This window comes from Clostridioides mangenotii TR (assembly GCF_000498755.1).
Classification (GTDB): domain Bacteria; phylum Bacillota; class Clostridia; order Peptostreptococcales; family Peptostreptococcaceae; genus Metaclostridioides; species Metaclostridioides mangenotii_A.
The window spans coordinates 48,470-74,258 of record NZ_AXUS01000005.1; the positions used below are offsets into that span (position 1 = coordinate 48,470).

The window sequence follows — 25,789 nt, forward strand, 5'->3', positions numbered from 1 at the left end:
TAATAAGTTTGGTAAAGTTTTGAGGTGAATTTTAATGATAATCAGTGTTGAAAAACTTAACAGAAAAGAAACTGAAAAGACAGTCTTGAATTTTAGTGAAAATATTGGTACTATTAGTTATCGTGGAGATGTTTTTAATTTAGCATCGCCTTTAAATCTTCAAGGTACGATAACAAAGTCGAAATCTGGATTATACATAGATGTTGATGTTGATTTCACTATTGTTGAAAATTGTTCAAGATGTCTAAAAGATGTTAAAGTGCCTTTAAATTACAATATACAAGGTTTCCTTGTAAAAGAGGAAAACTATGTAGAAGACGATTTCGAAAATTTCGATGCGTTTTTCTACGATGGATCTGAAATGGATCTATTAACTATAGTAGAACAGACCTTGGATTTTAATTTACCGAGCAAGGCTCTTTGTGATGAACAGTGTAAAGGCCTATGTTACAAATGCGGAGCTGATTTAAATATAAAAGAATGTTCTTGCAATGGAGATACAAATGACGAGGGCAATATTGACCCGCGTTTTGCTAAATTAAAAGACTTATTTAAAAATGACTAAGGAGGTGGCGTAAATGGCAGTACCAAAGCGTAAAACATCTAAATCAAAAAGAGATATGAGAAGAGCAGCTAACTCAAAAATGGAAGCAACTAGTTTCGTAAGTTGCCCACAGTGTCATGAGCCAAAATTATCACACAGAGTGTGCCCAGATTGTGGATATTATAAAGGTAAAGAAGTAGTATCTAAATAGTATTTAAAGAGGTTGCCTCAAAACTGATTGACCGACTGCTTGTGTTTATAAAGCAAAATTAATTGCTTCTAATTTGACTGATTTTACAAGTGATTGGTCAATCAGTTTTGATGGATTCAATCTTATGGGAAAAGGCTTAAAGTAAAAATATTTAGTATTTTTATGATTATAAAAAGGTTGTTTTAAGAGCGATTATTAAATCGCTTTTGAAACAACCTTTTTTGAGCATGAATCAGAAAAAAAGAGACTGAATATATAGTTTTAATTTAAGGTATTATAGTAATTAGCAGAAAATAAATAAATTTTGATAATATAAATTCAAATTAAATAATATAAAATAAGTAATTTAGTATTGAAAAACTTTATTTGATATTATATACTACTATTAGTAGCTGGTACTAATTACTGCTATGAATTTGGAGGTTATATGAAGAAAAAGAGTAAGGCCCAAAGACAGAAAGAGCTGGTTGAGATCTTAGAAGGGGATCCTTTCTACACTGACGAAGAGCTATCTAGTGTATTTAATGTCAGCATCCAAACGATAAGGCTTGATAGGATGAGTCTAAACATCCCAGAACTTAGGGAGAGACTTAAAACTATAGCAGAAACTCAAGGCTCCAAAGTCAAGACTCTTGGAAAACAAGAGATAATAGGAGAGATAATAGAGTTATCTGTTGGGCAACTTGGTATATCCATGCTAGAGATCACGGATGATATGATTTATACAAAGACCAATACAGTTAGAGATACATATGTTTTTTCTCTGACAAGTTCGCTTGCAATGGCGATAGTTGACGCTCCAAAGGTAATATTAAGGTCTGCAAATGTAAATTGTATAATAATGATAGAGGATAAAGATAGACTCATAGCAAAAGCGGAAGTCCACAAGAAAGAGGACAGAAAGCATTTTGTAAAAGTCGTTGTAAATAGTAGGAATCACGATCAAGTATTTAAAGGAGATTTTATATTTGAAGAGATAGACTAGTATATACGATTTTAATATGGTTATGTACTAGTCTAACTGTTTGCATAAAATTTCGTTAATATAGGAGGCAAAGATATGAAAATAGTTATTGATGGAATGGGCGGAGATAATGCACCTTCTTCAAATGTTGAAGGAGCGGTTGAGGCAATTAAGGAATACAATATAGATATTGTAATAACAGGAGATAAAGAAATATTAGAAATAGAATTATCCAAATATGAATTTGATAAAAGAAAATTAGAGATATTAGGAACTACTGAAGTTATAGAAAATGAAGATAAACCTGTTAAAGCTATAAGAAGGAAGAAAGATTCTTCTATGGTAGTAGCACTGAACCTTGTAAAAGAGGGAAAAGCGGATGCGGTAATTTCAGCTGGTAATACAGGTGCACTTCTTGCGGGAGGACTGTTTATAGTTGGAAGAATTAAAGGAGTAGATAGACCTTGTCTTTGTTCGGCGATCCCGAATGTAAAAGGTGGAATGACTTTAATTGCAGACTGTGGTGCCAATGCAGATTGTAAACCGAAAAACCTTTGTGAGTTTGCAGCTATGAGCAGTATATACTCTAAGAAGGTACTGGGTGTGGATAACCCTAGAGTCGCTACTGCAAATGTAGGGCTAGAAGAAGGTAAAGGGAATGAGTTAGTTAAAAAATCTTATGAAGATATTAAAAAATTAAATCTAAACTTTATCGGAAATGTTGAAGCAAGAGAGATACTGAATTCTTATACAGACATAATCGTATGTGATGGATTTACAGGAAACATGCTTCTTAAATCTGCAGAAGGTGTTGCTCTTTCAGTGCTAGAACTGATAAAACAGAGTTTTGTATCTAGTACTAAGAGCAAGATAGGAGCATTTTTACTAAAAGATGATCTAAAAAAACTAAAGAGCTTTATGGATTATTCTGAGTACGGAGGAGCCCCTCTTTTAGGTTTAAATGGAGGAGTAATAAAAGCTCATGGTAGTTCAGATGCAAATGCTATAAAAAACGCTATAAACCAAGGAATAAAGTTTACTAAAGGTGAAGTAGTAAAGGATATAGAAGAGTTCATAAAAGATTTTTCAAAAGAAAGTGAAAACGACAAAGACGATCACGATGTAAAAGACAGCAACAAAAATAGAGATGAAGAGTAAAGCTCTTTGGAGGTTTAATATAGTTATGAAGATAAAATCTGGAATATTAGGGGTTGGAAGCTATTTACCCGAAAAATGTGTTGATAACTTTTACTTTGAAGGTATTATGGATACATCTGATGAATGGATTACAACTAGAACAGGGATAAAAGAGAGAAGAGTTGCATCTGAAGAAGAAGCTACATCTGACTTAGCTATAAAAGCTTCATTAAAGGCTTTAGAATGTGCCAATTTGGCTCCTGAAGACATAGACCTTATAATTTTAGCTACTCTTACTCCTGATATGCTCTTACCGTCGACAGCTTGTATAGTTCAAGAAGGAATTGGTGCAGTTAATGCTGCTGCATTTGACATTTCAGCCGCTTGCACAGGTTTTGTATACGCTCTTACTATTGCAAAACAGTTTGTGGAAAACGACACTTACAATAATATTCTTGTTGTTGGATCAGAAGTTAGTTCAAGAGTTTTAAACTATGAAGACAGAGCTACATCTGTGTTGTTTGGTGATGGATCAGGTGCTGCTGTAGTTGGTAGAGTCGAAGACGGCGGTATACTTTCTACATACTTAGGAGCAGATGGTAAAGGAAAAGACTATCTGAAAATACCAGCAGGTGGTTCAAGAAATAGAGCAAGTCAAGATACTGTACAGAACAATATGCATACAATACACATGGCTGGTAGTGATGTATTCAAATTTGCAGTTAGAAAGATGGCTGAAACTTCTCAAATTGCAATAGAAAAAGCGAATTTGGAAGCAAAAGATATAGATTTATTCGTACCTCATCAAGCAAATGCGAGGATAATAGAGGCATCAGCTAAGAGATTGGGACTTAGCATGGACAGTGTATTTGTAAATTTAGATAAATACGGAAACATGTCAGCTGCTTCTATACCAGTAGCCTTGGATGAAGCGTATAGAGAAGGAAAAATAAAAAAAGGTGATAAGATAGTGGTAGTTGGATTTGGTGGGGGTCTTACATGGGGATCTTCGGTAATCGAATGGACATTATAAGGGAGATTATTTATGAATAGAATATGTGAATTATTGGATATTAAATACCCTATAATACAAGGTGGAATGGCTTGGGTTGCAAATGCGCCGCTTGCTGCTGCAGTATCAAATGCAGGAGGGTTAGGAATAATAGCCGCTGGAAATGCACCTAAAGAAATTATAAAAAATGAGATTGATAACTGTAGAAAATTAACTGACAGAACTTTTGGAGTAAATGTAATGCTACTTTCTCCATTTGCAGATGACATTATAGACTTAGTAATAGAAGAAAAGATTCAAGTAATAACAACAGGAGCAGGTAACCCTGCAAAACATATGGATAGATTAAATGAAGCAGGAGTAAAAGTAATACCTGTAGTTCCGACTACAGCACTAGCTCAGAGGATGGAAAGATTTGGAGCTACAGCAGTAATAGCTGAGGGAACAGAAGCTGGTGGTCATATAGGTGAAGTTACAACGATGGTACTTATACCTCAAATAACAGACAGCGTTAGCATACCAGTTATTGCAGCTGGAGGAATAGCTGACGGTAGAGGAATAGCCGCATCATTTGCTTTAGGTGCTCAAGGTGTTCAAATCGGAACAAGATTTATATGTAGTGATGAGTGTACAGCTCATGAAAACTACAAACAACTTGTTATAAAAGCTAAAGACAGAGATGCATTAGTAACTGGAAGAGTAACGGGACATCCAGTAAGAACTCTTAAAAATAAATTATCAAAGGATTTTATTAAAATGGAAGCAGCAGGTGCTACACCAGAAGAATTAGAAGCAAAGGGAGTAGGTGCACTAAGAATGGCTACTGTATATGGCGATAAAGACAAAGGATCATTTATGGCAGGTCAAATAGCTGCAATGGTTAAAGATATAAAGCCATGTGAAGAAATAGTTCAAGATTTAGTTAAAAAGGCAAAAGAAGTAATGCCTAACATAAATTTGTAGGAGGAATGTTATGGCAAAAATAGCACTAGTATTTCCAGGTCAAGGAGCACAGTATACAGGAATGGCAAAGGATCTGTATGAAGGCAACACTATAGCTAAAGTAATAGTGGACAAAGCGTGTAAGAATCTCAACATGGATATCAAAAATATGATGTTTGAAGGTCCAGATGAAGAGCTTTCAAAAACAGAAAATACTCAACCTGCGATATTGATACACAGTATAGCAGCTTATGAAGCTTTAAAAAGCGAAATAGATCTAGAATTTGATGTTTGCCTGGGATTGTCTTTAGGTGAATACAGTGCACTTGTTACAGCTGGTGTACTAGATTTCAGTGATGCTGTAAAGCTTGTTAAAAAGAGGGGAAAGTACATGCAAGAAACTGTACCTCTTGGGGAAGGCACTATGGCAGCAATATTAGGTATGGATAGAGAGACTTTAAAAAAGATAATAGATAAAATAGAGGGAGGAATTGTAGAAGTTGCAAACTACAATTCTCCGGGTCAGATAGTAATTTCAGGTGAGACAGAAAAAGTTCGCGAAGCTATGGAAAAATGTAAAGATAGTGGAGCTAAGAGAGCTGTCGAGCTAAGTGTAAGCGGTCCATTTCACTCGTCTATGCTAAAAGAAGCGGGAGAGAAGTTGTCTTTGGAGCTGAATAAGGTAAATATAAAAGACTCTAGCATAAAAGTAGTATCAAATGTCAATGCTGACTACTACAGTGGAAAATACAAAGATCTTTTAGTAAAACAAGTTAGTTCATCAGTGCTTTGGGAGGATTCAATATCTAAACTTATAGATGAAGGTTACGATACATTTATTGAAATTGGGCCAGGAAAAACACTTAATGCATTTATAAAGAAAATATCCTCACAAAAAGATGCAAAAGTAGAAATTCACAATATTGACGGGATAGATTCTTTTGATAAATTTGTAAGTAAATATAGAAATGGGGAAATCTAATGATAAATTTTACAGATAGAACAGCCGTTGTTACAGGGGGATCACGTGGTATAGGTAAAGAAGTCGCCAAAAAGCTGGCATCTTTAGGAGCCGATGTAGTGATCAACTATACTTTAAACGAAGAACAAGCGAATATTACTAAATCTGAGATAGAAGGTATGGGAGTTAAGTGCATGGTTGTACAGTGCGACGTATCTAAATCAGATCAAGTAGCTGAAATGATGGACTCAGTAGTAAAGGAATTCGGAAAAATAGATATACTAGTAAACAATGCTGGTATAACCAGAGATGGACTTCTTATGAGAATGAAGGAAGAGGACTTCGATAAAGTAATAGATATTAACTTAAAAGGAGTTTTCAACTGTACAAAAGCTGCTACTAAGTACATGATGAAGAAAAAGTATGGTAGAGTAATAAACATGTCATCTATAGTTGGAATTATGGGAAATCCAGGACAGACAAACTACTGCGCATCAAAAGCAGGGGTAATAGGATTTACTAAGGCGTCTGCTAGAGAGCTTGCATCTAGAAATATAAATATTAATGCAGTAGCACCTGGATTTATCGATACAGATATGACTCAAGTACTATCTGAAAATATAAAAAATTCAATGCTTGCTAATATTCCTAAAAAAACTTTCGGAAAGCCGGAAGATGTTGCAAACTTAGTCGCATTCTTAGCAAGTGATATGTCTGAATATATAACTGGCCAAGTTATAAATGTAGACGGCGGGATGGTAATGCAGTAGTCAATAAAATTGTGTAATGGTAACATGATAACTTGAAAAAGTTATTTTAATTAAATATATTAAATAGAAAATTAGGAGGAAACATAATGTTTGATAAAGTTGTAGAAATAATAATAGACCAATTAGGTGTAGAAGATAAGGTAATAACAGCAGAAACATCATTAATGAAAGATTTAGAGGCCGATTCACTTGACGCTGTAGAAATAATAATGGCTCTTGAAGACGAATTCGAATTAGAAATACCAGATGAAGATGCTGAAAACTTCAAGTCAATCGGTGATATAGTTAAATATATCGAATCACAAAAATAGTAGTAGGCTGACAAATAGTGGAGGTATTCTATGAACAATAGAAGAGTAGTTATAACGGGGCTTGGATGTGTCACACCAGTTGGAAATGACAAAGATGAATTCTGGAAGAACATCAAATCAGGAGTATCTGGAATAGATACAATAACTAAATTTGATGCTAGCACATACCAAACACAAATAGCTGGAGAAGTAAAGAACTTTGATCCAGAGCAGTTTATAAGCAAAAAAGAAGTAAAGAGAGTAGATAGATTCACTCAATATGCAATTGCCTCTGCAAAGATGGCAGTTGAAGATTCTAAACTAGACTTAGAAAAAATAGATCAATATAGATTTGGAGTTATAATAGGATCTGGCATAGGTGGAGTGGAAACAATAGAAACACAACACAAGATCATGTTAGAAAAAGGGAATAAAAGAGTAAGCCCCTTCTTTGTTCCAATGATGATCGGTAATATGGCAGCAGGCCAAGTTTCGATATTCTTAGGTGCAAAGGGACCAAATACAAATGTGTGTACGGCTTGTTCATCAGGAACTCATTCAATTGGAGATGCCTTTAAGATAATACAAAGAGGCGATGCTGATTTAATGGTATCTGGAGGTTCAGAAGCATGTGTTACAGGTCTTGCTTTTTCTGGATTCTGTAATATGAAGGCTATGTCTGTTAGAAACGACGATCCAAAGGCTGCATCTCGCCCATTTGACAAAGACAGAGATGGGTTTGTAATGGGAGAGGGAGCGGGGATACTTATTCTTGAAGAATTAGATCACGCATTGAATAGAGGAGCAAAGATTTACGCTGAGGTTGTTGGATATGGATCTACTGCAGATGCTTATCATATAACTACACCTGCTGAAAATGGTGAAGGGGCAGCTAGATCTATGAAGATGGCAATGAAAGATGGAAATATAGATATAGGTGATGTAGATTATATAAATGCGCATGGTACATCAACTCCATATAACGATAAGTTCGAGACAATGGCTATAAAGTCTGTCTTTGGGGACAAAGCATACGATTTATGTGTGTCATCAACTAAATCTATGACTGGACACTTACTAGGAGCCTCAGGGGCAATAGAAGCCGTTATATGTGCACTTAGTATAGACGAAGGATATGTGCCTCCTACAATAAATCTAGATAACCAAGACGAAGAACTTGATTTAGATTATGTTGCTAATGTAGGGAGAGAAAAAGAAGTCACATACGCTCTATCAAACTCATTAGGTTTTGGTGGTCACAATGCAACATTAGCATTTAAAAAATACTAGAGAAATTTTTACAAAACTGATTGAATTATTGGATTCGCTCCACGGCCTATTATGGTAAGCAAAAAGTGTCGCGAAACACAGTGATTTAATCAGTTTTTTTATGCTATAAAAAATAGTTTATAAATAAATGATACTTGAAATACTTTAAAGTTAGAGATGTATTACCTTGCTTATATTTGCATAATTAACTCATTATGTTATAATCAATTAAACAACTTATATTATTAAACAAAGTTGTTTGTAGTAGCAAGAGGAGATGATTTTATATGATAGAGATAAAAAATGTAACGAAAAAAATTGGAAAAAAAACTATATTAAAGGATATTTCACTATCGATAGATACGGGAATGTTGGTTGTTCTTATAGGATCTAGTGGTTGTGGAAAGACAACAACGCTAAAGCTTATAAATAAATTAATAAAACCAACATCAGGAGAAATATATATTGACGATAAACCTATTTCAAAGCAAAATGTTATCGATTTAAGAAGGAATATTGGGTATGTGATTCAGAATACAGGTCTGTTTCCACATACAATTAAAGAAAATATTGAATTAATTCCAAGATTGAAGAAAGAAAAATCAATACAGGAAATAGAGCAAAAGACTGTAGATTTACTTAAAATGGTCGATTTAGATAGTAGTGAGTACTTAAACAAATACCCTTCAGAATTAAGTGGTGGACAGCAACAGAGAATAGGTGTTGTAAGAGCGATAGCAACAGATGCTGATATAATACTTATGGATGAACCTTTTAGCGCACTAGATCCGATAACTAGAACTACACTTCAGGAGGAATTATTCAATTTACAAGATGAACTAAAAAAGACAATAATATTTGTTACTCATGATATGGATGAGGCATTAAAGATTGCAGATAAAATTTGTATAATGGAAAATGGTTGTATAGCGCAGTTTGATACCCCTGAGAATATACTTAGAAAGCCAGCAAATGATTTTGTAAAAGACTTTGTAGGAGAAAATAGACTTTGGGATAATCCTGAGTATATAAAAGCTAAGGATATAATGATAAAAAAACCTATATCTGTTAAGGGAAACCGTAGAGTTACTCAAGGAATTGAGATAATGAGAACTAGCAAGGTAGATAGTTTATTGATAGTAGACAAGGAATATCACTTAGCTGGTATAGTAACAGTAAAAGATATAAAAGCTACCTTTGATAAATCTACTATACTACAAGATATAATGTCAAAAGATCCTCTATATGTAAATGAAAGTGATACACTAGTTGAAGTCTTAGAAGTCATGAATAAAAATTCAGTTGGATACATCCCTGTTATCTCATCTAAGGGAACTTTAGTAGGGTTAATCACACGAAGTAGTTTGATTTCAGTATTGAGTGAACAATTCCTTGAGATGGAGGTGAGTATACTTGGATAGTTTTTTTAATTTCTTAATACAACAAAAAGGTAAAATTATAGAGTTATTTCTTCAACATATTAGCTTAACGGCAACAGCGATAATAATAGCTGTAATAGTTGGAGTTCCTCTTGGTATTTTGATATCTAGGACTCCGAAACTTAGAAAAATAGTGTTAGGTTTCGTAAACTTGGTACAAGCTGTTCCATCTATGGCGTTACTTGGGCTACTTGTTCCTATCCTCGGTATAGGAAGCAAGCCAGCTATATTTTCAGTAGTTATATACTCGCTACTTCCTATTGTAAAAAATACGTATATAGGTATTAGCAGTATTGATCCAGTAGTATTGGAGTCTGCAAAAGGTATAGGACTTACAAAAAATCAGACATTATTTAGAATACAATTTCCACTAGCTCTACCAATAATAATGGGAGGGGTCAGAATATCGGCTGTAACAGCAGTTGGACTAATGACACTTGCAGCATTTATAGGAGCAGGTGGGCTTGGATACTTAGTATTCTCTGGGGTTCAAACTGTAAACAACAGTATGATACTTGCAGGGGCAATACCTTCATGTATATTAGCCCTTTTGGTAGATTACATATTCTCGCAGATAGAAATAGCAGTAACTCCAAAAGGATTGGATCTTAAAAGGGGTAAAAAGAACTTTATAGGCTTAAAGGTCGTAAGCGCCATACTTATTGTAACAATAATAGTTACGGGAATAGCTCCAGCGATATCTGGCAAAAAAGATACGATAACGATTGGGTCAAAAAACTTTACAGAGCAATTAGTTCTAGGTAATATGTACGCTGATTTAGTAGAGGAGAATACAGATTTAAATGTAGAGAGAAAGTTAAACTTAGGCGGATCTTCAGTAACATTTAACGCTCTTGATAGTGGAGAATTAGATATGTATGTCGATTATACTGGTACTATATTATTGAATATAATGAATCATGAAATAATCAGAGATCCTGATAAAACGTATAAAACAACAAAAAATTATATGGAAAAAGAACATAATATAACATTGCTTGATCCTCTAGGTTATAACAACACATTTACACTTGCTATGAAACCAGAGGTCGCAGAAAAATACGGTCTAAATTCTATGTCGGACTTAAGTAAATTCAGTAAGGATATGATTCTTTCATGTACACTTGAGTTTGAAAACAGAGAAGACGCTTATATTGGATTATCAAAATTATACGGTATGAAATTTAAAGATGTTAAAGCAGTAGATGGAAGTTTAAGATATCTAGCTATTAAAAATAACGAGGCTCAAGTAATAGACACTAACTCAACAGAGGGTCTTATCAAAAAATACAAACTTAAAATACTAGAGGATGACAAGGCATTTTTCCCACCATACTATGCAACACCTATGGTTAGAGAAGAAACTTTAGAAAAATATCCAGAGCTTAAAAAAGTTTTAAACATGTTGTCTAATAAAGTTGATCAAGAAACTATGATAGAACTTAATTACCAAGTAGACGAACTTGGAAAATCTCCAGAAGATGTAGCTCATGAATTCTTAGTAAAAGAAGGATTAGTTAAATAGGTTTAAAGGGATTAAAAAAAGACAGGAAGAAAGAAGTGGTTAATAAAGATTTTAACTATATTTACACTCTTCATATTTCAAGCAGAACTAGAATTAAGAAAAATCAAAAAAGAGTTGCCTAAAAAGTTATTTATACAAACTTTTCAGGCAACTCTTTTTAATTAATCCCATTTAATTACTCATTTTATTTAATATACGTGAGAAGTTTATTTGATAAACTTTCTCTGGACGACCTCTATGTTTCTTAGAAATATTTAAATTGGCTAATGTTGCAACTTCAGACTCGTGGAGTATACTTAATATGCGATTAGCAGTTCTAAGTGTAACATTTAAGTAGTCGGACAGTATTTTGGCTGTAATCTCATTTGTACCTCTCTCATCAATCACAGACATTATTTTAGATATATTTGCACTCGAAAGTGGAATATACGATGTAAGTTTATCTACAATAAGGCTGTCAGCTGCATTGATAATTTTATTTTCAGAGTAAAGCGGACCAATCACTTGATTGGCGTCATCGATGATATAAGTGCAACTACCTCCAAGTTCTGCTGATTTAATATTTGCATTTCTAGCATTGCTTTCGGAGTGTGTCTTTGTATTTCCTATTCCCCATCCGATATTTATGTTGTAGGAAATATTATTTAGTACATCATCGATAAAGAAATCTCTATATCCATTTGTTAATTTATACAAGGTGTCTTTCGTAGTGTGTATTTCAATTTTCATGGAACTTTTAATTACCTGCATATTGTAGTAACCATTTTTAACTAATAAATCTGAAACTAGACTGCAAAGTCTAGCTAAAATTTCATCATTATCAAATACAAATTTTTCATCACTGTACTCAGCACTGTCGATTGTTATAATTCCTGTCGCAAGTTTATTTTTATCTAATCTATCAAATTCTAATTTATTAAGTACATTTAAAAAAGTATTTAGTATAGATTCAGATGATGGAGACATGTATACGCACTTGTATCCTAAGTCATTTAAGATATTGCTGAGTATATAGTTTCTAGTTATCGATAAATTTATCTTATTATTTTTCCATAAATCTAGATGAATGTCCAAAAGTATATCGTTGAGAATTTTAAAGTCGCGTACTGGTTGGTCAATATCAAAATCGCGAATTGTATACGGACACCTTTCATGGTCTATCAATGAGTATATATCGTAGTAGTTGTTATCCAACCTCAAAAAATCCATGAACATTTTAGATATATCTAAGCTCCTATCTTCAATCAATTCTTTAAATATATATTTGTAGAAATCTCTATCTCCTAGCCTTAAGTAATCCATTGGAACAGCAATATTTTCAACGCTTTCTTTAATCATTGAATACGCTATAACACCACTACATACAAAGGCATCATATTTCTTTACATTTTCATTGTAGATGTTAATAAGTTTTGTGTAAGAATCGAAATTATCTACTACAATAAGATCTACTTCGCATTTATCGCCTATTTTATCTATAGTTTTATAAAACCAATCATTTATATAATAATCGGTAGTAATGAAACCTATTCTATATTTCATTTTTTCCTCCTTTAATTACATGTCAAGAAGTACTAGTCCAAATTAATTCTATAATAGTCTTTAAATAGAGTCAATATTTTCTGAAAATAAATAGAAAAATATGTGGTTTAATAAGCTGAACATGTAAAATAACGAAAAATCAGAAAATAAAAAAAGTATTGACGAATCAAATAAAATGGTGGTATTCTCAATACAAGACTAGTCTTTAAACATTTCCAAAATAGAAAAAAGACAATGAAACTATGACAAATAGAGTAAATAGCAATATAAGACAAGATTAAACAATTAGGGGTGAATATTTTGAATAATTATTTAAATGAAATTAATGGATTTATCGACAGTAAAAAAATGAAATTATTGATTTATGGGAAGAGATAGTTAACCTAGAAAGTTTTACTGCTGACAAACAGAGTGTAAACATTGTAGCCAATAGAATGAAAACTGAATTTGTAAAAGAAGGATTTGATGTAGAACTGATAGATGTTGGACCAAACGGCAATACATTAGTTGCAACTCTAGGATTGGACAGAGGTAAAGAACCAGTTATATTCTCAGGACATATGGATACTGTATTCAAAAATGGAACTTTTGGAGAAAATCCTTTTAGAATCGAAGGCGATAAGGCATATGGACCTGGAGCTTTAGATATGAAAGGCGGAATAGTAATAGCATTATACGTAATTAAGGCTTTAAACTCAATTGGATACGATGAAAGACCATTAAAAGTAATATTATCAGGTGATGAAGAAAGTGGACACGAAGGTTCAACAGGAGAGAAAGCATTACTAGATGCAGCAAAAGGCGGATACTGTGCATTCAACATGGAGACAGCACTAGTAAACAACAGCTTATGTACTGGAAGAAAAGGAAGAATTGGATGTGTTGTTGAGGTAGAAGGTGTTGAAACACATGCAGGAAATGACTTTGCAGGCGGAATAAATGCTATTGAAGAAATGGCTCACAAGATATTAGAAATACAAAATTTAACAGATCTTGATGAGGGTGTAACAGCGAGTGTAAGTGTTATTAGCGGTGGTAGAATACCAAATGCAATACCAAAAGACTGTAAAATAGATGTAGACATAAGATTTGACAAAGTTGAAGATATGGATTCAATAAAACAAAAAGTAAATGATATTTGTGCTAAAACTTATGTAGATGGTACAACAACTAAAGTAAGCTACATAGCTCAATTAATGGCTTTTGAAACTACTGAAAATGTTATGAAATTCTATGATTTTGTAAATGAAGTTTGCCATGAGAACGGTTTCGCGAAGTTTGGATCTAAGAGACTAGGCGGAAGTTCAGACGCAAGTTACTTGACTATTGCAAACGTTCCCACTCTATGTGCATTTGGTGTTCAAGGTCAATGGAATCATACAGTTAGAGAGTATGCGCTTGTAAATTCAATGTTTGAGAGAGCAAAGATAATATCAACAGTTGTACTTAACTTAGATAGATTTATATACTAAAAATTGTAGGGGGAATTAAATATGGAAAAAGCAAATGAGCCAAATAACGTAACTTGGAAAGGCTACCTGTCACTATTTTTTCTTATAGTATTATTCTCTGGGGTTTTCAAAGATGCAAATAGTTTTTTAAAGGCATTTGACTTCGCAAACCTTACAGGAAGCTTTGGACAGATAGTTGATGGAGTAGACTTTACAGGAAAAGGCGGAACTGGAGCTAAAGATGGATTTCTATTCGCTTTAACATTAGTTCCTACTGTATCACTTGCAGTTGGACTTATAGATGTAGTTGAGACAATGGGGGCAATGAAAGCCGCAGCAAAGCTATTTAATCCTATTCTTAGACCTTTACTTGGAATACCAGGAGCTGCTGGCATAGCCTTCGTATCATCTTTCACTAGTTCGGACGTAGCTTCTATAATGACTAAAGAACTTGTTGAGAGTGGAGATCTGACAGATGATGAACGTACAATATTCGTAGCATATCAGTATGCAGGTTCAGCCGTAATACTTAATACTATTAATACACAGGCACCTTTACTTCCAATAGCACTTATGGCAGTTGGTCCAATAATCTTAATAGAGATATTCTGTAAGTTATTAGGTGCGAATTTAATAAGACTTTATATCAATATAAAAAATAAAAAGCAAGGGAGTGTTGCATAATGACTCAACAAGCAGGAAATGTAGTTGAGAATAAAAAACCAAGGAAGTCTGTCGTTGAGATATTTATGAACGGTGCAAAAAAAGGATTTTATATAGGTGTAGAACAAATACTACCTGCCATGATAATGGGTTATATGATAGTTACATTCTTACAATTAACAGGACTAGTCGATGTATTTGGTAAGGTATTTGGACCAGTTATGGGTATCTTTGGACTGCCAGGAGAATCTGTGGTTGTATTGATATCAGCATTCTTTGCAAAAGCAGCAGGTGCGGCTACGGCGGCAAATCTATTTGCTCAAGGTCTTATTACAGCTCCACAAGCTACAATACTTATAATGCCGTGTATGTTAATGGGTACACTAGTTGGACATTATGCAAGAATAGTTTTAGTTGCAAATACTAGTGCAAAATATAGAGGTATATTGTTATTAGTTCCTATATTCGACTCAGTGGTAGGTATGCTACTTATGAGATTATTCTTAACTTTATCGGGACTTATGTAATTTGATTATTTTTAAAGTTTGAGTATACAAAATTACAACGTTTGCACAAAGTTGTTCATATAGTTTACAAAATATCAAATACAGTTTATAACTGCATTTGATATTGATTTTTAAATAAAAATTCTAAATTAATTATATTGTAAACCATTGAAATTGGTGATAACATCTTTTTAGAGACATATTAATCTAGGAGGATTTGACATGAAAGAGATATGCTTAAAAAATGATACTAAAGTTGTTATTAGAGATGGAAAAAAAGAAGATGCACAAGCGGTAATCGATTTCTACAATGAAGTGGGTGGAGAGACTCCATTTTTATCTTTTGGAAAGGGCGAATACAAAGCGTCTCTAGCTGATACAGAGTCCGGTATTGAATCATCAAAGTCTTCAGAAAACTCTGTAATGCTGATTGCATTTGTAGGAGATGAAATAGCTAGTATAGCTACTATCGATTCTAATCAAAAGGCAAAGGGCAAGCATGTTGGAGTATTAGGTATAGTTGTAAAAGAGAAGTACTGGGGAATTGGACTTGGCAAAGAACTTATGATAGATCTAATAGAATGGTGTAAGGGCAACGGAATCACTAAGAAAATAACTCTTGTTACCAATGAAGAAAATACTAAAGCAATTGAACTTTACAAAAAAGTAGGGTTTGGTGTAGATGCAATACTTGAAAAAGAGAATTTTTATGGTGGAAAGTACACTAATTTAGTAAGAATGTCATTACTTTTTGGCATATAGTCTTATATATGATTTTTTTCTTGCAATAAATTAACTAAATTACGATATTAAAAGACTAGATATATATCTAGTCTTTTTGATGTTTTTTGTATAAATTTATCGTAAAAACCAATATTTAATATAATAAATAAAGAATATTTATTATTCTAATTATATTAATGAGTTTAAAATATGAATATTTAAATCACTGCAGTTGTGTTAATTAAAGAATTTTAGAATTATGTTGTTGTTGAGTTTTATGATATAATCAATACATAAAACTAATAAATTTCTAAGATAATTTGGAGGAATAAAATGAAAAAGTTGTCTAATATATCTTACGAGTATTTGAACAGCAAACTTAAATATTTGAGATTATTATCAAAGACTTACCCTAGCATTTCAGAAGCTAGTGCAGAAGTAATAAATCTAGAAGCAACTCTAAATCTTCCAAAAGGAACTGAGCATTTTGTAACCGATTTACACGGTGAATACGAGCCTTTTGTACACGTATTAAAAAATGGATCTGGAGTTATAAAAAGAAAAATAGAAGAGCTTTTTGCAGGAACACTATCTGAAAAAGAAAAAAAGATGTTAGCTACATTAGTGTACTATCCTGAGCAAAAACTAGACCTTATAATAGAGCAAGAGACTAATATGGAGGAATTCTACAGACTAAATATATACAGACTTATTGAACTTTGTAGATACGCTTCTAGTAAATACACGAGACTAAAAGTTAGAAAACTTTTACCTGATGAATTTAAATATATAATAGAAGAATTATTACACGAAGATATAAAGAGTGAACATAAAGAAAAATACTTTAAAAGCATAGTAGAGACAATTATAGAAGTCGATAGAGCTAAGGAATTTGTAATAGACATATCTACAGTTATACAAAAACTTGTAGTGGATAGATTACATGTTATAGGTGATATATATGACAGGGGGCCTAGACCCGATATAATTGTAGACAAACTTATGGAGCATCACTCTGTAGATATACAGTGGGGAAATCACGATATACTTTGGATGGGGGCTGCTGCTGGAGAGAAGACTTGTATAGCCAATGCCCTTAGGATTTCTGCTAGGTATGCAAACTTAGATATACTAGAAGATATTTACGGAATAAATCTTCTTCCTCTAGCTACATTTTCACTAGATACTTATAAAGACGATCCATGTGATCAATTTATGCCGAAAATAAGCGATCAAAACTTTACAACTAGGGAAAAGTATTTAATGGCTAAAATGCACAAGGCTATAAGTATAATTCAGTTTAAACTCGAGGGAGAAGTTATCAAAAGAAGACCAGAGTTTGAAATGGACAATAGGCTTCTGCTGGATATGATAGACTACGATTTGTCTACAATAAATTTAAAGGGCAAGACTTACGAGTTAAACGATACTAATTTCCCTACAATAGATAAAAATGATCCATATAGACTATCTGAAGAAGAAAATATGGTAATGGAGAGATTAGCAACTTCGTTTAAAGGAAGTGAGAAGCTCCAAAAACACATTTCTTTTCTCTTTACAAAAGGAAGTATATATTTAAGAGCAAACTCAAATCTGCTAATACATGGATGCGTACCATTAAATGAAGATGGAAGTTTTATGCCTATGACTATAAAAGGAGAAGAATTCTCGGGAAAAGAACTAATGTTAAAAATGGAGTCTACAATTAGAGAAGGATTCTTTATGCAGAAGAGATGCCCAAACAAGCAATACGGTATGGATATGATGTGGTATATGTGGACTGGTAAATGTTCTTCACTGTTTGGAAAAGACGATATGACGACATTTGAGAGATATTTTATAGATGATAAAGAATCACATAAAGAAAAGAAAAATCCGTATTACAATCTTAGAGAAGACGAAAAAGTTTGTAGAAGTATATTTGATGAATTTGGCTTGGACTACGAGGAATCCCATATAATCAACGGTCATGTTCCAGTGGAAAGTAAAAAAGGGGAAAGCCCAATAAAAGCCAATGGAAGAATTCTAGTAATAGATGGAGGTTTCTCTAGAGCTTACCAGAGAAAGACTGGTATTGCTGGTTATACACTTATATACAACTCAAGAACACTGCAGCTAGTGTCACATGAGCCATTTAGCTCTGCAGAAGAAGCTATAGAAAATGAGAGCGATATACTTTCAACTACTGCTGTAGTTGAGCATAAAGCCAGTAGAAAAATGGTCAGAGATACAGATGATGGGGAAGTTATTCAGGAGAAAATAGACGACTTAAAACTACTACTTTTGGCTTACAAAAAGGGGTTAATTAAATCAGGCCAAGATAATTTAGTTTAAATATAATTTAAAAAGGGGATAAAGTCTATGAAAATCAAAGAATTGTCTACACCGAATTTTATATTAAATTTAGATGCACTAGAGAATAATATAAAAACTGTTCAGGAGCTGAGCGACAAAAACAAAAAAGAGCTTTGGCCTATGACGAAGACTCATAAATCAACTGCGATAGCAAAGATGCAAATTAAGTATGGAGCTAAAGGTCTTTTAGTAGGAACTGTGGATGAAGCTGAATCTTTTATGAATGCTGGAGTAAAAGAAATAACTTTTCCATATCCGATAGCTAATCCAGTTGATATAAAAAGAGTAATAGATCTTTCAAAACAGGGAAGAGTTATACTTAGTTTTGACAACGTAGAAAGTGCAAAAATATGGAATAAAATGTTAGTAGAATTAAACTCTGCTTTTGAGTACTTTATTCTAATAAATTCAGGACTTAATAGACTAGGGGTACTTCCAGAAGACTGTGTAGAGTTAGCAAAGAAATTATCAGAGTTTAAAAACTTAAAGTTAATTGGTATAAGTACTCACCCAGGTCATGTCTATGGAATCACTTCTGGTAGTGAAATAGCAGAAATATCAAGACAGGAAATTGCTGCTATGTCAACAGCTAAAAATGCACTATTGGAAAATGATTTTGATGTAGATGTAGTTGCTTCAGGAAGTACGCCTACATTCTTTGATGTTGTAGACGATGAAGCTTTGGGTGTACTTAGACCAGGAAATTATGTGTTTTACGATAATATTCAGTTGTCACTAGATGTATGTAAAGAAGAAGATTGTTCTCTGACTGTTCTTGGGACAATAATATCAAGGCCAAGTGAAAATCTATTTATAGTAGATGTTGGAAGTAAGTGTTTGGGACTAGATAAAGGAGCTCATGGCAGTGCTTTAATAACTGGATTCGGAAGAGTTAAGGGACGCGATGAATTAAGCGTAATCGGCTTATCTGAAGAAGTTGGAAAAATACAAATAGAAGGCGACACCGACTTAAGTATTGGCGATAAAATAGAGATAATACCAAACCACTCTTGTTCTTGTTTAAATATGACAAGTTATGTTATTGGATATAGAGGGGATGAAGTTTCTGAGATAATAAATATCGATGTAAGAGGTAACTCTAAAAAGCCAATTATATAAAATTATTTTAGCAAAAACCCCTAAATTACAATTAAATTGTAATTTAGGGGTTTTTATAGTTCGAGTTATCTAAAGTTTTTTGAAAAGTTAGATACGTTTTCTGAAAAATTAATTGAAGTGTTTCCTGAGGTTTTGGAAAACGATTAAATTAATATATGTAGGAATTTTATATCAATTGGAATGATAAAGTCATTAGGCTTTGATTCAGTAGTTGATATTGAGATTTCTACCTTTTTTATGCTCCATTAAAATTTCTGGTTATATTTTAGGACATGTAAAAATAGAATTATATAAACAAGAGAGGAGGACAAGGAATGAATAAATTGCCAAGAGAAATAATCAAATCACTGTCGCCACACATAAGAGAAAAGATAGAAAAAATATCTAGAGAAGATGTAAGAATTACAGGAAATTTTGAAATAGAAGAGATAAGATTAAGAGCTAATAAACCGCTTATATTGAATGCAAACAACACAGACTATTTCTACGATGTAGATACAGAGGGTCTAAGTATCTATCCGATAAATCCTTATATAGTTACAAAGGAGGATGTGGAGCAGACTTTTCAAATAATTTGCAAGTACTCAATACACTCTTTTATGGACGATATACAAAAAGGATTTATTACACTTAGCGGAGGACATAGGGTTGGATTAGTTGGAAAAGTAATAGTTGAAAATGGACAAGTAAAGAATATCAAGCACATATCATCTTTAAATATAAGGGTTTCAAGGGAGATAAAGGGATGTGCTGATAAGATATTAGGATATATAGTAGTAGGAAAAAACAAAGTAAACAATACAATAATAATATCTCCGCCTCAATGTGGGAAGACGACTCTTTTGAGAGATATAGTTAGAAATTTAAGCAATGGAAATGAACAGCTGGGATTTCATGGTATGAAAGTATCGCTTATAGATGAACGTAATGAGATAGCTGGATCGTATTTAGGGGTTCCACAAATGGACGTTGGAATTAGGACAGACATAATTGAGACATGCCCTAAAGAACTTGGAATAACTATGTTACTTAGATCGATGTCGCCTAATATAATAGTTACAGATGAAATAGGAAGTGAGCAGGAAGTAAAATCATTGTACACGGCTCTAAATGGAGGGGTAAGCCTGATAACAACTGTACATGGGGATTCTATTGAAGATATAAAAAATAGAAGAGAGCTAAGCAGGCTGCTTGATGAAGAGCTATTTAAAAAAGCTATAATACTCTCCGCAAAAAATGGGGCGGGAACAATAGAAAAAATATATGATCTAGTAGAAAAGAGATGGTATTTTGCAAATTAAAATAATGCTAATAGGATTTCTGATAGGTAGTAGTTATTTGATAGGTGAATACATCTATAAAATGTATGTAAGTAGGCACAGGCAAATAAACGACCTTATAAGAATTCTCGAAATAATAAGGATGGATTTATCCTTTGGAATGTACACATTAGAAGAGATATTTGACAGAGTTGGGGATAAAGATTCTTCTGTTTACTCTAGATTTTTTAAAAGCATGTCATACGGTTTAAAGAGTGATGATATAGGCACTCTTGATGAAATATTAACCTGTAATATTGGTATTTTAAATAAGGATACGTATTTAGCATCTAAGGAAGTAGATGAAGTGAATAAATTGATTGCGACTTTGGGAAAAAGCGATGTAGAATCTCAACAAAGGATGATAGACCTTACAATTGAGAATTTAAAGAAACATACTAGTGAGACAAAAGAAGATATAACAAAAAAGGGGATGCTTTACAAAAAATTAGTGACATTTGTAGGTATTGGTGTATGTATAGTTTTATTTTAAAAAATAAATTCTACTGAGGGGTGATAATGTGGATATAACTTTAATTCTAAAGGTAGCAGGTATAGGAGTTCTTATTTCAGTGTTAAATATGGTTTTAGAAAAGACTGATAGAAAGGACTGGACGGGACTTACAACTTTAGCCGGCGTAATAATAGTTCTTGGACTTGTAATAACAGAGATAAGTACACTTTTTAACACTGTTAGAACGATGTTTCAACTTTACTAGTAGGTGGTGATAATTTGGAAATAATGCAATTAATCGGAGTTGCACTCGTTTCAACTACACTCTGCTTAGTAATAAAAAAAGATAGACCTGAAATAGCGAATTTTATAGCAATTATTGCAGGCGTAATAATACTAATGTCTGTAGTATATAAACTCAATTTTATTATTGAGGGAATACAGGGATTAGCAGACAAAGCAAATATTCCTACAATGTATATATCCTTAATTATAAAATTGATAGGAATTGCGTATTTAGTGGAGTTCGCTATTTCACTTTGCAAGGATTGTGGGGAAAACAATATAGCCTCAAAACTTGAATTTGGAGGAAAGATAGTTGTAATGTCGATGTCTTTTCCAATTTTATTATCTATTGTGGAGATGGTACTTAGTATTATTCCATCGTAAAGAATGAGAGTGCAATATAAATACTTATAGCTAATGCGAGGAGTAGATAACTTATGAAAAAAACTTTTTTTAAGTTAATGTTGATTTTTATAACCACTCTATTGTTGTTAAATGCACTGTCACTAAATGGTTATGCAGAAGGACAAAGTGAATTTGATGGAACACAAAAGAGTATTGACAGCTATATTAATGGGCAGTTGGACAAAGTAGATATCAATGAAATACAAAAATATTTAAATGAAGATGATGTATTAAATGATGTTGATTTGAAGACATTTATAAAAGATCTCTTTAAGGGAGAAAAAAATATATTTGATCTATTTAGTAAAGATGGCATTAAAATGTTGCTATTTGATGAGTTTAAAGCGAGCTTAAAGGTAGTTTCGGTGATATTAGTACTAGCTCTCCTATCGGCTATTCTAAAAAGTTTAGACAACTCATTCTCATCTGGGGCAGTAAGCCAGATAGCAACGTACATAATTTTTATAACCATGGTATCTCTGACCTTGGTCGGGTTTAAGGACGTGCTTGAAATATGCTACAACAGTATCGACAGAGCTATTTCACTTATGCAGATAATGATGCCGATACTTATAAGTTTCTTGCTCTTGATAGGTTTTCCAATTACATCGACTACTTTGAATCCTATATTTATAGGGGGAGTAACATTTATAAATGTGGTATTTAAAAAGTTCTTATTTACATCTATGATAGTTGCTTTTGGAGTACTTATAATTAATAATTTATCTAAAAACTTAAAGTTAAAGAAGATGTTTTCATTTATAAAACAATTTAATCTAGTTTCTATAGGGGCTATGTTTACAGTTTATTTGGGACTAGTATCTATTCAAGGGCTTTATGTAACCAGCTTTGATAAGTTTAGTATGAAGACTGCTAAATTTGCTGTAGGAAATTTTATACCAGTTGTAGGGGGATTTGTTTCAGATTCTATAGATATAATACTTTCGTCGTCACAACTTATAAAAAATATATTTGGGGGTATAGGGCTTGTTATACTTATCGGTCTGTGTATCGTGCCAGTTATAAAAATTATATCTGTAATAGTCGTGTACAAAGCAGTTGCAATTGCGGTTGAGCCAATAGGTGAAGAGAGTATTTCCACTTTCTTAAACGAGGTCGCAAATCTTATGATAATTATGTTGGCTTCTGTTATTGCAATATCTGTAATGTTTTTCGTCACAATAGCCATTCTCACATCAATAAGTGTTGTTGGTCGGGGATAATCGTATGGGTTAAAGTTTAGATTGAGGTGTATTTTATGTTTGAGAGCGTTAAATTGTGGATAGTGAGTGTTTTGATAGGTGCATTTATAGTAAACATAGTTGATATGCTTTTACCGAAGTCTTCTATAAAGCCTTATATAAATTTAGTTCTAAATTTTATATTCGTATTTATAGTAATAACTCCAGTAGTAAATTTTTTTAGCAATAATATAAGTATGGAAGATAGAATTTTAAAATCTATGAATGAATACAATAAGAAGTATGAGGATAGTTCAAATTATTTAGCTAAAGAGACCGGGACTACTTCTAGTCTCTCAAGTGGATATGAAGAAAGTCTAAGAGAGGTTATTAAGCTCAAACTAGATGAGTATGGATATGATTTAGAAGACATAGAATTAGATGGATCGAAGATAAACAATATAAAAATAAAAGAGAAAAATAGTAATAAAGAAAGTCAGACAAACATAGAATCTAGTGAAAAAGAAAATTCTAAAGAAGTCTTTAATAAGAAAGATGTACATGAGCTAAAACTAAACCAAGACAAACTTAAAGATGATTTAGTAAAAGTACTGGATGTTTCAGTAGAGACAATACATATTGATAAATAGGAGTTGAAAAGATGTTTAAAAACTTTTTTAAGAATCTGAATGAAAAGGATAAGAAAAAGCTTTACTCACTGGTTATAGTAGCAGGAATTTGTGTAGTATCTCTGGTGTTGTTATCGGTATTTCCTAACGGTTCCAAAGTTAAAGAGGAAGCTGATGAAGGAGCTACAGATGAAAATGTAAGTGTTTCTGAGAACTCAGATCAAGCAGATATGGAAAATAAATTGACAAGAATACTAACAAAAATTGAAGGAGCTGGAGATGTAGATGTAATGGTTACTTTTGAATCGAGTGAAGAGATTCAACCAGCATATAATTCAAATCAAACTACCGAGACGACAGAAGAGAAGGATGCGCAGGGAGGAGAGAGAACTGTTACTACATCGAGTGAAAACAAAACTATGATTACATCTGGATCAAGTGATTCTGTGGTAATAAAAACCATAGAGCCGAAAATCAAAGGTGTAATAGTAGTAGCCAGCGGTGCAAGTAGCACTAAAGTTAAAGAAACTCTTTATAGCGCAGTTCAGACTTCATTACAAATAGCGGGTCATCAAGTTGAAATATATTCTAAATAAATAGATTTAAAGTCTTTAAGTAAAATAATCAAAATAACTTGTTTAAAAAATAAATTATTATTACATATATGGGGGGAATAAAATGAAATTTAATTATAAAGGAAGAGGATTTGTTGTACTATCACTTACAGTAATGCTTATAGCTGTAGGTACAGTAAACTATAAACTTAGTAAAAAGTCGCTACTTGAAACATCACAAGAATTTAAGGCGTACGAACAAGCGCAATACGAAAAAAATACTGAAAATGCTAAAACTGATGAAGCGGATTCTAAAGACGCAGTGAACAAAGAAACAGCTAATACAGAAGCCGAGAATGAAGAAACAGATATACAAGTAGTGGATAGCAAAAACAGCAAAATAGATGAAAAAGTAACAGAGACAAGTAAACAAATAAAAGAGCAATTATCATCAGAAAAGAATATGAAAAAATCCACTTACATACTTGATATGAAAATGACTAGAGAAAAACAGAGAAACGAACTTGTTCAGGATTTAAATGAAATGATAAATAATCCTTCTACTACAGAAGAATCTAGAAAAGAAGCATCAAATATGAAACTTGGTTTAGTTAAGAGTCAAGATACCGAGCTGAAGATAGAGAACATACTCAGTACAAAGGGATATGAAGAAGCCCTAGTTTATATAAGCGATGGCAAAGTAAATGTAGTAGTAAATGAAAAGAAAATAGATAAAACTGATGCAGCAAAGATATTTGACCTAGTTGCAGAACAGGCAAATGTCGAGTATGAAAATATAAAACTTACAAACAATAGCAAGTAAAAATTGAGGGGCATTATGCCCCTTTTTTTATTTATAAATTATAGATACTTAGTATCGAGTAAACACATAAAAAAATAAAGAATTGCTACATCAATCTTATAAAAAAGAACAGTACAATTATCTACCTCATGAAAATAGAGCGGATTTTAACTTATTTTTTTAGTTGTAAAATATTTTATAGTATAGATAAATTTGGTTATAAAAAACAATAAACTACATAAACTAAATATTAATATAGTTTTGAGTCAACCCTACCTTGCAAATATCGGTAGTATTTGGTATCATTATACTTATAAAAAAACTACCTTAAAATGGGAGGTAAATATTAAATGGAAGAGAATAAATTTGGACAAGTAAAAATATCAAATGATGTAATAGCTACGATAGCTGGAATATCAGCATTAGAGGTTGATGGAATAGAGACATCTACAACTTTTACAGATAAATTGTTAAAAAATAATGGCGTTAAGATACAGGTTGATGATGATGATGTTAGCCTGGATGTAATGATCGTTATAAAACATGGCAAACCAATACCAGAAGTAGCTGCAAAGGTTCAAGAAAACATAAAAAATACTGTTGAAACAATGACAGGGTTAGTAGTTTCTCAAGTTAATATTCACGTTCAAGGAATCAGCTTTAAGAAAGAAAAAGTTGAGAAAGAAGAAACGTCTAAAAAAAGCTAAACTATACCCTCTGATATTTCAGAGGGTTAT

28 protein-coding genes are annotated in these 25,789 nt (G+C 32.7%); 27 read left to right on the plus strand and 1 reads right to left on the minus strand.

Annotated elements, in window-relative coordinates:
- The first annotated feature begins 34 nt into the window (after positions 1 to 34).
- The 12 genes from T473_RS0103855 to T473_RS0103910 all read left to right on the plus strand — a co-directional run bounded on the left by T473_RS0103855 (position 35) and on the right by T473_RS0103910 (position 11,064).
- A complete protein-coding gene (locus T473_RS0103855; protein WP_024620714.1) occupies positions 35 to 565 on the plus strand; it encodes a YceD family protein in 531 nt (176 codons plus the stop codon).
- A 13-nt stretch (positions 566 to 578) separates the two neighbouring features.
- Complete coding sequence (rpmF, locus tag T473_RS0103860) at positions 579 to 755, plus strand: 50S ribosomal protein L32 (protein WP_024620715.1); 177 nt, start codon at positions 579 to 581, stop codon at positions 753 to 755.
- A 427-nt stretch (positions 756 to 1,182) separates the two neighbouring features.
- Entirely contained in the window at positions 1,183 to 1,740 is a 558-nt protein-coding gene (gene fapR, locus T473_RS0103865) for a transcription factor FapR (protein ID WP_024620716.1), read from the plus strand.
- A gap of 75 nt (positions 1,741 to 1,815) precedes the next feature.
- Positions 1,816 to 2,877, plus strand: a complete 1,062-nt coding sequence (plsX, locus tag T473_RS0103870) for a phosphate acyltransferase PlsX (protein ID WP_024620717.1) — start codon at positions 1,816 to 1,818, stop codon at positions 2,875 to 2,877.
- A gap of 25 nt (positions 2,878 to 2,902) precedes the next feature.
- Positions 2,903 to 3,889 carry a beta-ketoacyl-ACP synthase III gene (locus T473_RS0103875; protein ID WP_024620718.1) on the plus strand — a complete coding sequence of 329 codons (987 nt, stop codon included), beginning with the start codon at positions 2,903 to 2,905 and terminating at the stop codon, positions 3,887 to 3,889.
- Positions 3,890 to 3,901: 12 nt separating this feature from the next.
- Complete coding sequence (gene fabK, locus T473_RS0103880) at positions 3,902 to 4,831, plus strand: enoyl-[acyl-carrier-protein] reductase FabK (protein WP_024620719.1); 930 nt, start codon at positions 3,902 to 3,904, stop codon at positions 4,829 to 4,831.
- A gap of 10 nt (positions 4,832 to 4,841) precedes the next feature.
- The gene (gene fabD, locus T473_RS0103885; RefSeq protein WP_024620720.1) at positions 4,842 to 5,792 is read left to right on the plus strand and encodes an ACP S-malonyltransferase; all 951 of its coding nucleotides are present in this window, start codon (positions 4,842 to 4,844) and stop codon (positions 5,790 to 5,792) included.
- The gene (gene fabG, locus T473_RS0103890; protein ID WP_024620721.1) at positions 5,792 to 6,541 is read left to right on the plus strand and encodes a 3-oxoacyl-[acyl-carrier-protein] reductase; all 750 of its coding nucleotides are present in this window, start codon (positions 5,792 to 5,794) and stop codon (positions 6,539 to 6,541) included. The genes fabD and fabG overlap by 1 nt, the downstream gene beginning before the upstream one ends.
- An 86-nt stretch (positions 6,542 to 6,627) precedes the next feature.
- The gene (gene acpP / locus T473_RS0103895) at positions 6,628 to 6,852 is read left to right on the plus strand and encodes an acyl carrier protein (protein ID WP_024620722.1); all 225 of its coding nucleotides are present in this window, start codon (positions 6,628 to 6,630) and stop codon (positions 6,850 to 6,852) included.
- Positions 6,853 to 6,882: 30 nt separating this feature from the next.
- Positions 6,883 to 8,121, plus strand: a complete 1,239-nt coding sequence (gene fabF, locus T473_RS0103900) for a beta-ketoacyl-ACP synthase II (RefSeq protein ID WP_024620723.1) — start codon at positions 6,883 to 6,885, stop codon at positions 8,119 to 8,121.
- A 266-nt stretch (positions 8,122 to 8,387) separates the two neighbouring features.
- Complete coding sequence (locus T473_RS0103905) at positions 8,388 to 9,521, plus strand: ABC transporter ATP-binding protein (RefSeq protein WP_024620724.1); 1,134 nt, start codon at positions 8,388 to 8,390, stop codon at positions 9,519 to 9,521.
- A complete protein-coding gene (locus T473_RS0103910; RefSeq protein WP_024620725.1) occupies positions 9,514 to 11,064 on the plus strand; it encodes an ABC transporter permease/substrate-binding protein in 1,551 nt (516 codons plus the stop codon). The genes T473_RS0103905 and T473_RS0103910 overlap by 8 nt, the downstream gene beginning before the upstream one ends.
- Positions 11,065 to 11,235: 171 nt before the next feature.
- On the opposite strand, the gene T473_RS0103915 is transcribed toward T473_RS0103910, so the two are convergent.
- The gene (locus T473_RS0103915) at positions 11,236 to 12,606 is read right to left on the minus strand and encodes a hypothetical protein (RefSeq protein ID WP_024620726.1); all 1,371 of its coding nucleotides are present in this window, start codon (positions 12,604 to 12,606) and stop codon (positions 11,236 to 11,238) included.
- 434 nt (positions 12,607 to 13,040) lie between these two features.
- Between T473_RS0103915 and T473_RS16170 the strand changes: the two genes are divergently transcribed.
- The 15 genes from T473_RS16170 (at position 13,041) to T473_RS0103990 (ending at position 25,759) form a co-directional block, all read left to right on the plus strand.
- Positions 13,041 to 14,078, plus strand: coding sequence for a M20 family metallopeptidase (locus T473_RS16170; protein ID WP_242825851.1), 1,038 nt, complete (start codon positions 13,041 to 13,043; stop codon positions 14,076 to 14,078).
- 21 nt (positions 14,079 to 14,099) lie between these two features.
- Positions 14,100 to 14,741 (plus strand): nucleoside recognition domain-containing protein, encoded by a 642-nt coding sequence (locus T473_RS0103925; RefSeq protein ID WP_024620727.1) that lies wholly within the window; start codon positions 14,100 to 14,102, stop codon positions 14,739 to 14,741.
- A complete protein-coding gene (locus T473_RS0103930) occupies positions 14,741 to 15,247 on the plus strand; it encodes a nucleoside recognition domain-containing protein (RefSeq protein WP_024620728.1) in 507 nt (168 codons plus the stop codon). Before T473_RS0103925 ends, T473_RS0103930 begins: the two co-directional genes overlap by 1 nt.
- A 201-nt stretch (positions 15,248 to 15,448) precedes the next feature.
- Positions 15,449 to 15,988 carry a GNAT family N-acetyltransferase gene (locus T473_RS0103935; protein ID WP_024620729.1) on the plus strand — a complete coding sequence of 180 codons (540 nt, stop codon included), beginning with the start codon at positions 15,449 to 15,451 and terminating at the stop codon, positions 15,986 to 15,988.
- A 294-nt stretch (positions 15,989 to 16,282) separates the two neighbouring features.
- Complete coding sequence (locus tag T473_RS0103940; protein WP_024620730.1) at positions 16,283 to 18,283, plus strand: fructose-1,6-bisphosphatase; 2,001 nt, start codon at positions 16,283 to 16,285, stop codon at positions 18,281 to 18,283.
- A 27-nt stretch (positions 18,284 to 18,310) separates the two neighbouring features.
- A complete protein-coding gene (locus T473_RS0103945) occupies positions 18,311 to 19,423 on the plus strand; it encodes an alanine racemase (protein ID WP_024620731.1) in 1,113 nt (370 codons plus the stop codon).
- Between the two features lie 314 nt (positions 19,424 to 19,737).
- Positions 19,738 to 20,724, plus strand: a complete 987-nt coding sequence (gene spoIIIAA, locus T473_RS0103950) for a stage III sporulation protein AA (RefSeq protein ID WP_024620732.1) — start codon at positions 19,738 to 19,740, stop codon at positions 20,722 to 20,724.
- Positions 20,714 to 21,235: a stage III sporulation protein AB gene (locus T473_RS0103955; protein WP_024620733.1), complete on the plus strand. Its 522-nt coding sequence runs from the start codon at positions 20,714 to 20,716 to the stop codon at positions 21,233 to 21,235. Before spoIIIAA ends, T473_RS0103955 begins: the two co-directional genes overlap by 11 nt.
- A 28-nt stretch (positions 21,236 to 21,263) precedes the next feature.
- Positions 21,264 to 21,461: a stage III sporulation protein AC gene (spoIIIAC, locus tag T473_RS0103960; RefSeq protein ID WP_024620734.1), complete on the plus strand. Its 198-nt coding sequence runs from the start codon at positions 21,264 to 21,266 to the stop codon at positions 21,459 to 21,461.
- A 23-nt stretch (positions 21,462 to 21,484) separates the two neighbouring features.
- A complete protein-coding gene (gene spoIIIAD / locus T473_RS0103965; RefSeq protein WP_242825854.1) occupies positions 21,485 to 21,865 on the plus strand; it encodes a stage III sporulation protein AD in 381 nt (126 codons plus the stop codon).
- A 53-nt stretch (positions 21,866 to 21,918) separates the two neighbouring features.
- Positions 21,919 to 23,109 (plus strand): stage III sporulation protein AE, encoded by a 1,191-nt coding sequence (gene spoIIIAE / locus T473_RS0103970; RefSeq protein WP_024620736.1) that lies wholly within the window; start codon positions 21,919 to 21,921, stop codon positions 23,107 to 23,109.
- Between the two features lie 35 nt (positions 23,110 to 23,144).
- On the plus strand, positions 23,145 to 23,717 hold the full coding sequence (locus tag T473_RS0103975; protein ID WP_024620737.1) for a stage III sporulation protein AF: 573 nt from the start codon (positions 23,145 to 23,147) through the stop codon (positions 23,715 to 23,717).
- An 11-nt stretch (positions 23,718 to 23,728) separates the two neighbouring features.
- Entirely contained in the window at positions 23,729 to 24,292 is a 564-nt protein-coding gene (locus T473_RS0103980; RefSeq protein WP_024620738.1) for a stage III sporulation protein AG, read from the plus strand.
- Between the two features lie 82 nt (positions 24,293 to 24,374).
- Entirely contained in the window at positions 24,375 to 25,073 is a 699-nt protein-coding gene (locus T473_RS0103985) for a SpoIIIAH-like family protein (protein WP_024620739.1), read from the plus strand.
- Between the two features lie 329 nt (positions 25,074 to 25,402).
- Positions 25,403 to 25,759 carry an Asp23/Gls24 family envelope stress response protein gene (locus tag T473_RS0103990; protein WP_024620740.1) on the plus strand — a complete coding sequence of 119 codons (357 nt, stop codon included), beginning with the start codon at positions 25,403 to 25,405 and terminating at the stop codon, positions 25,757 to 25,759.
- Positions 25,760 to 25,789: the final 30 nt, after the last annotated feature.

Excerpts from the sequence above, each read along its gene's own strand:
- T473_RS0103930 (WP_024620728.1), top strand. The coding sequence starts at position 14,741 with ATGACTCAACAAGCAGGAAATGTAGTTGAGAATAAAAAACCAAGGAAG.
- fapR (WP_024620716.1), top strand. The coding sequence starts at position 1,183 with ATGAAGAAAAAGAGTAAGGCCCAAAGACAGAAAGAGCTGGTTGAGATC.
- T473_RS0103975 (WP_024620737.1), top strand. The coding sequence starts at position 23,145 with ATGTTTGAGAGCGTTAAATTGTGGATAGTGAGTGTTTTGATAGGTGCA.
- rpmF (WP_024620715.1), top strand. The coding sequence starts at position 579 with ATGGCAGTACCAAAGCGTAAAACATCTAAATCAAAAAGAGATATGAGA.
- T473_RS0103875 (WP_024620718.1), top strand. The coding sequence starts at position 2,903 with ATGAAGATAAAATCTGGAATATTAGGGGTTGGAAGCTATTTACCCGAA.
- T473_RS0103940 (WP_024620730.1), top strand. The coding sequence starts at position 16,283 with ATGAAAAAGTTGTCTAATATATCTTACGAGTATTTGAACAGCAAACTT.
- T473_RS0103945 (WP_024620731.1), top strand. The coding sequence starts at position 18,311 with ATGAAAATCAAAGAATTGTCTACACCGAATTTTATATTAAATTTAGAT.
- spoIIIAE (WP_024620736.1), top strand. The coding sequence starts at position 21,919 with ATGAAAAAAACTTTTTTTAAGTTAATGTTGATTTTTATAACCACTCTA.
- spoIIIAA (WP_024620732.1), top strand. The coding sequence starts at position 19,738 with ATGAATAAATTGCCAAGAGAAATAATCAAATCACTGTCGCCACACATA.
- T473_RS0103980 (WP_024620738.1), top strand. The coding sequence starts at position 23,729 with ATGTTTAAAAACTTTTTTAAGAATCTGAATGAAAAGGATAAGAAAAAG.
- T473_RS0103855 (WP_024620714.1), top strand. The coding sequence starts at position 35 with ATGATAATCAGTGTTGAAAAACTTAACAGAAAAGAAACTGAAAAGACA.
- fabD (WP_024620720.1), top strand. The coding sequence starts at position 4,842 with ATGGCAAAAATAGCACTAGTATTTCCAGGTCAAGGAGCACAGTATACA.
- T473_RS16170 (WP_242825851.1), top strand. The coding sequence starts at position 13,041 with ATGAAAACTGAATTTGTAAAAGAAGGATTTGATGTAGAACTGATAGAT.
- fabF (WP_024620723.1), top strand. The coding sequence starts at position 6,883 with ATGAACAATAGAAGAGTAGTTATAACGGGGCTTGGATGTGTCACACCA.
- acpP (WP_024620722.1), top strand. The coding sequence starts at position 6,628 with ATGTTTGATAAAGTTGTAGAAATAATAATAGACCAATTAGGTGTAGAA.
- T473_RS0103935 (WP_024620729.1), top strand. The coding sequence starts at position 15,449 with ATGAAAGAGATATGCTTAAAAAATGATACTAAAGTTGTTATTAGAGAT.
- fabK (WP_024620719.1), top strand. The coding sequence starts at position 3,902 with ATGAATAGAATATGTGAATTATTGGATATTAAATACCCTATAATACAA.
- T473_RS0103905 (WP_024620724.1), top strand. The coding sequence starts at position 8,388 with ATGATAGAGATAAAAAATGTAACGAAAAAAATTGGAAAAAAAACTATA.
- T473_RS0103925 (WP_024620727.1), top strand. The coding sequence starts at position 14,100 with ATGGAAAAAGCAAATGAGCCAAATAACGTAACTTGGAAAGGCTACCTG.
- T473_RS0103985 (WP_024620739.1), top strand. The coding sequence starts at position 24,375 with ATGAAATTTAATTATAAAGGAAGAGGATTTGTTGTACTATCACTTACA.
- plsX (WP_024620717.1), top strand. The coding sequence starts at position 1,816 with ATGAAAATAGTTATTGATGGAATGGGCGGAGATAATGCACCTTCTTCA.
- T473_RS0103915 (WP_024620726.1), bottom strand. The coding sequence starts at position 12,606 with ATGAAATATAGAATAGGTTTCATTACTACCGATTATTATATAAATGAT.
- spoIIIAD (WP_242825854.1), top strand. The coding sequence starts at position 21,485 with ATGCAATTAATCGGAGTTGCACTCGTTTCAACTACACTCTGCTTAGTA.
- fabG (WP_024620721.1), top strand. The coding sequence starts at position 5,792 with ATGATAAATTTTACAGATAGAACAGCCGTTGTTACAGGGGGATCACGT.
- T473_RS0103990 (WP_024620740.1), top strand. The coding sequence starts at position 25,403 with ATGGAAGAGAATAAATTTGGACAAGTAAAAATATCAAATGATGTAATA.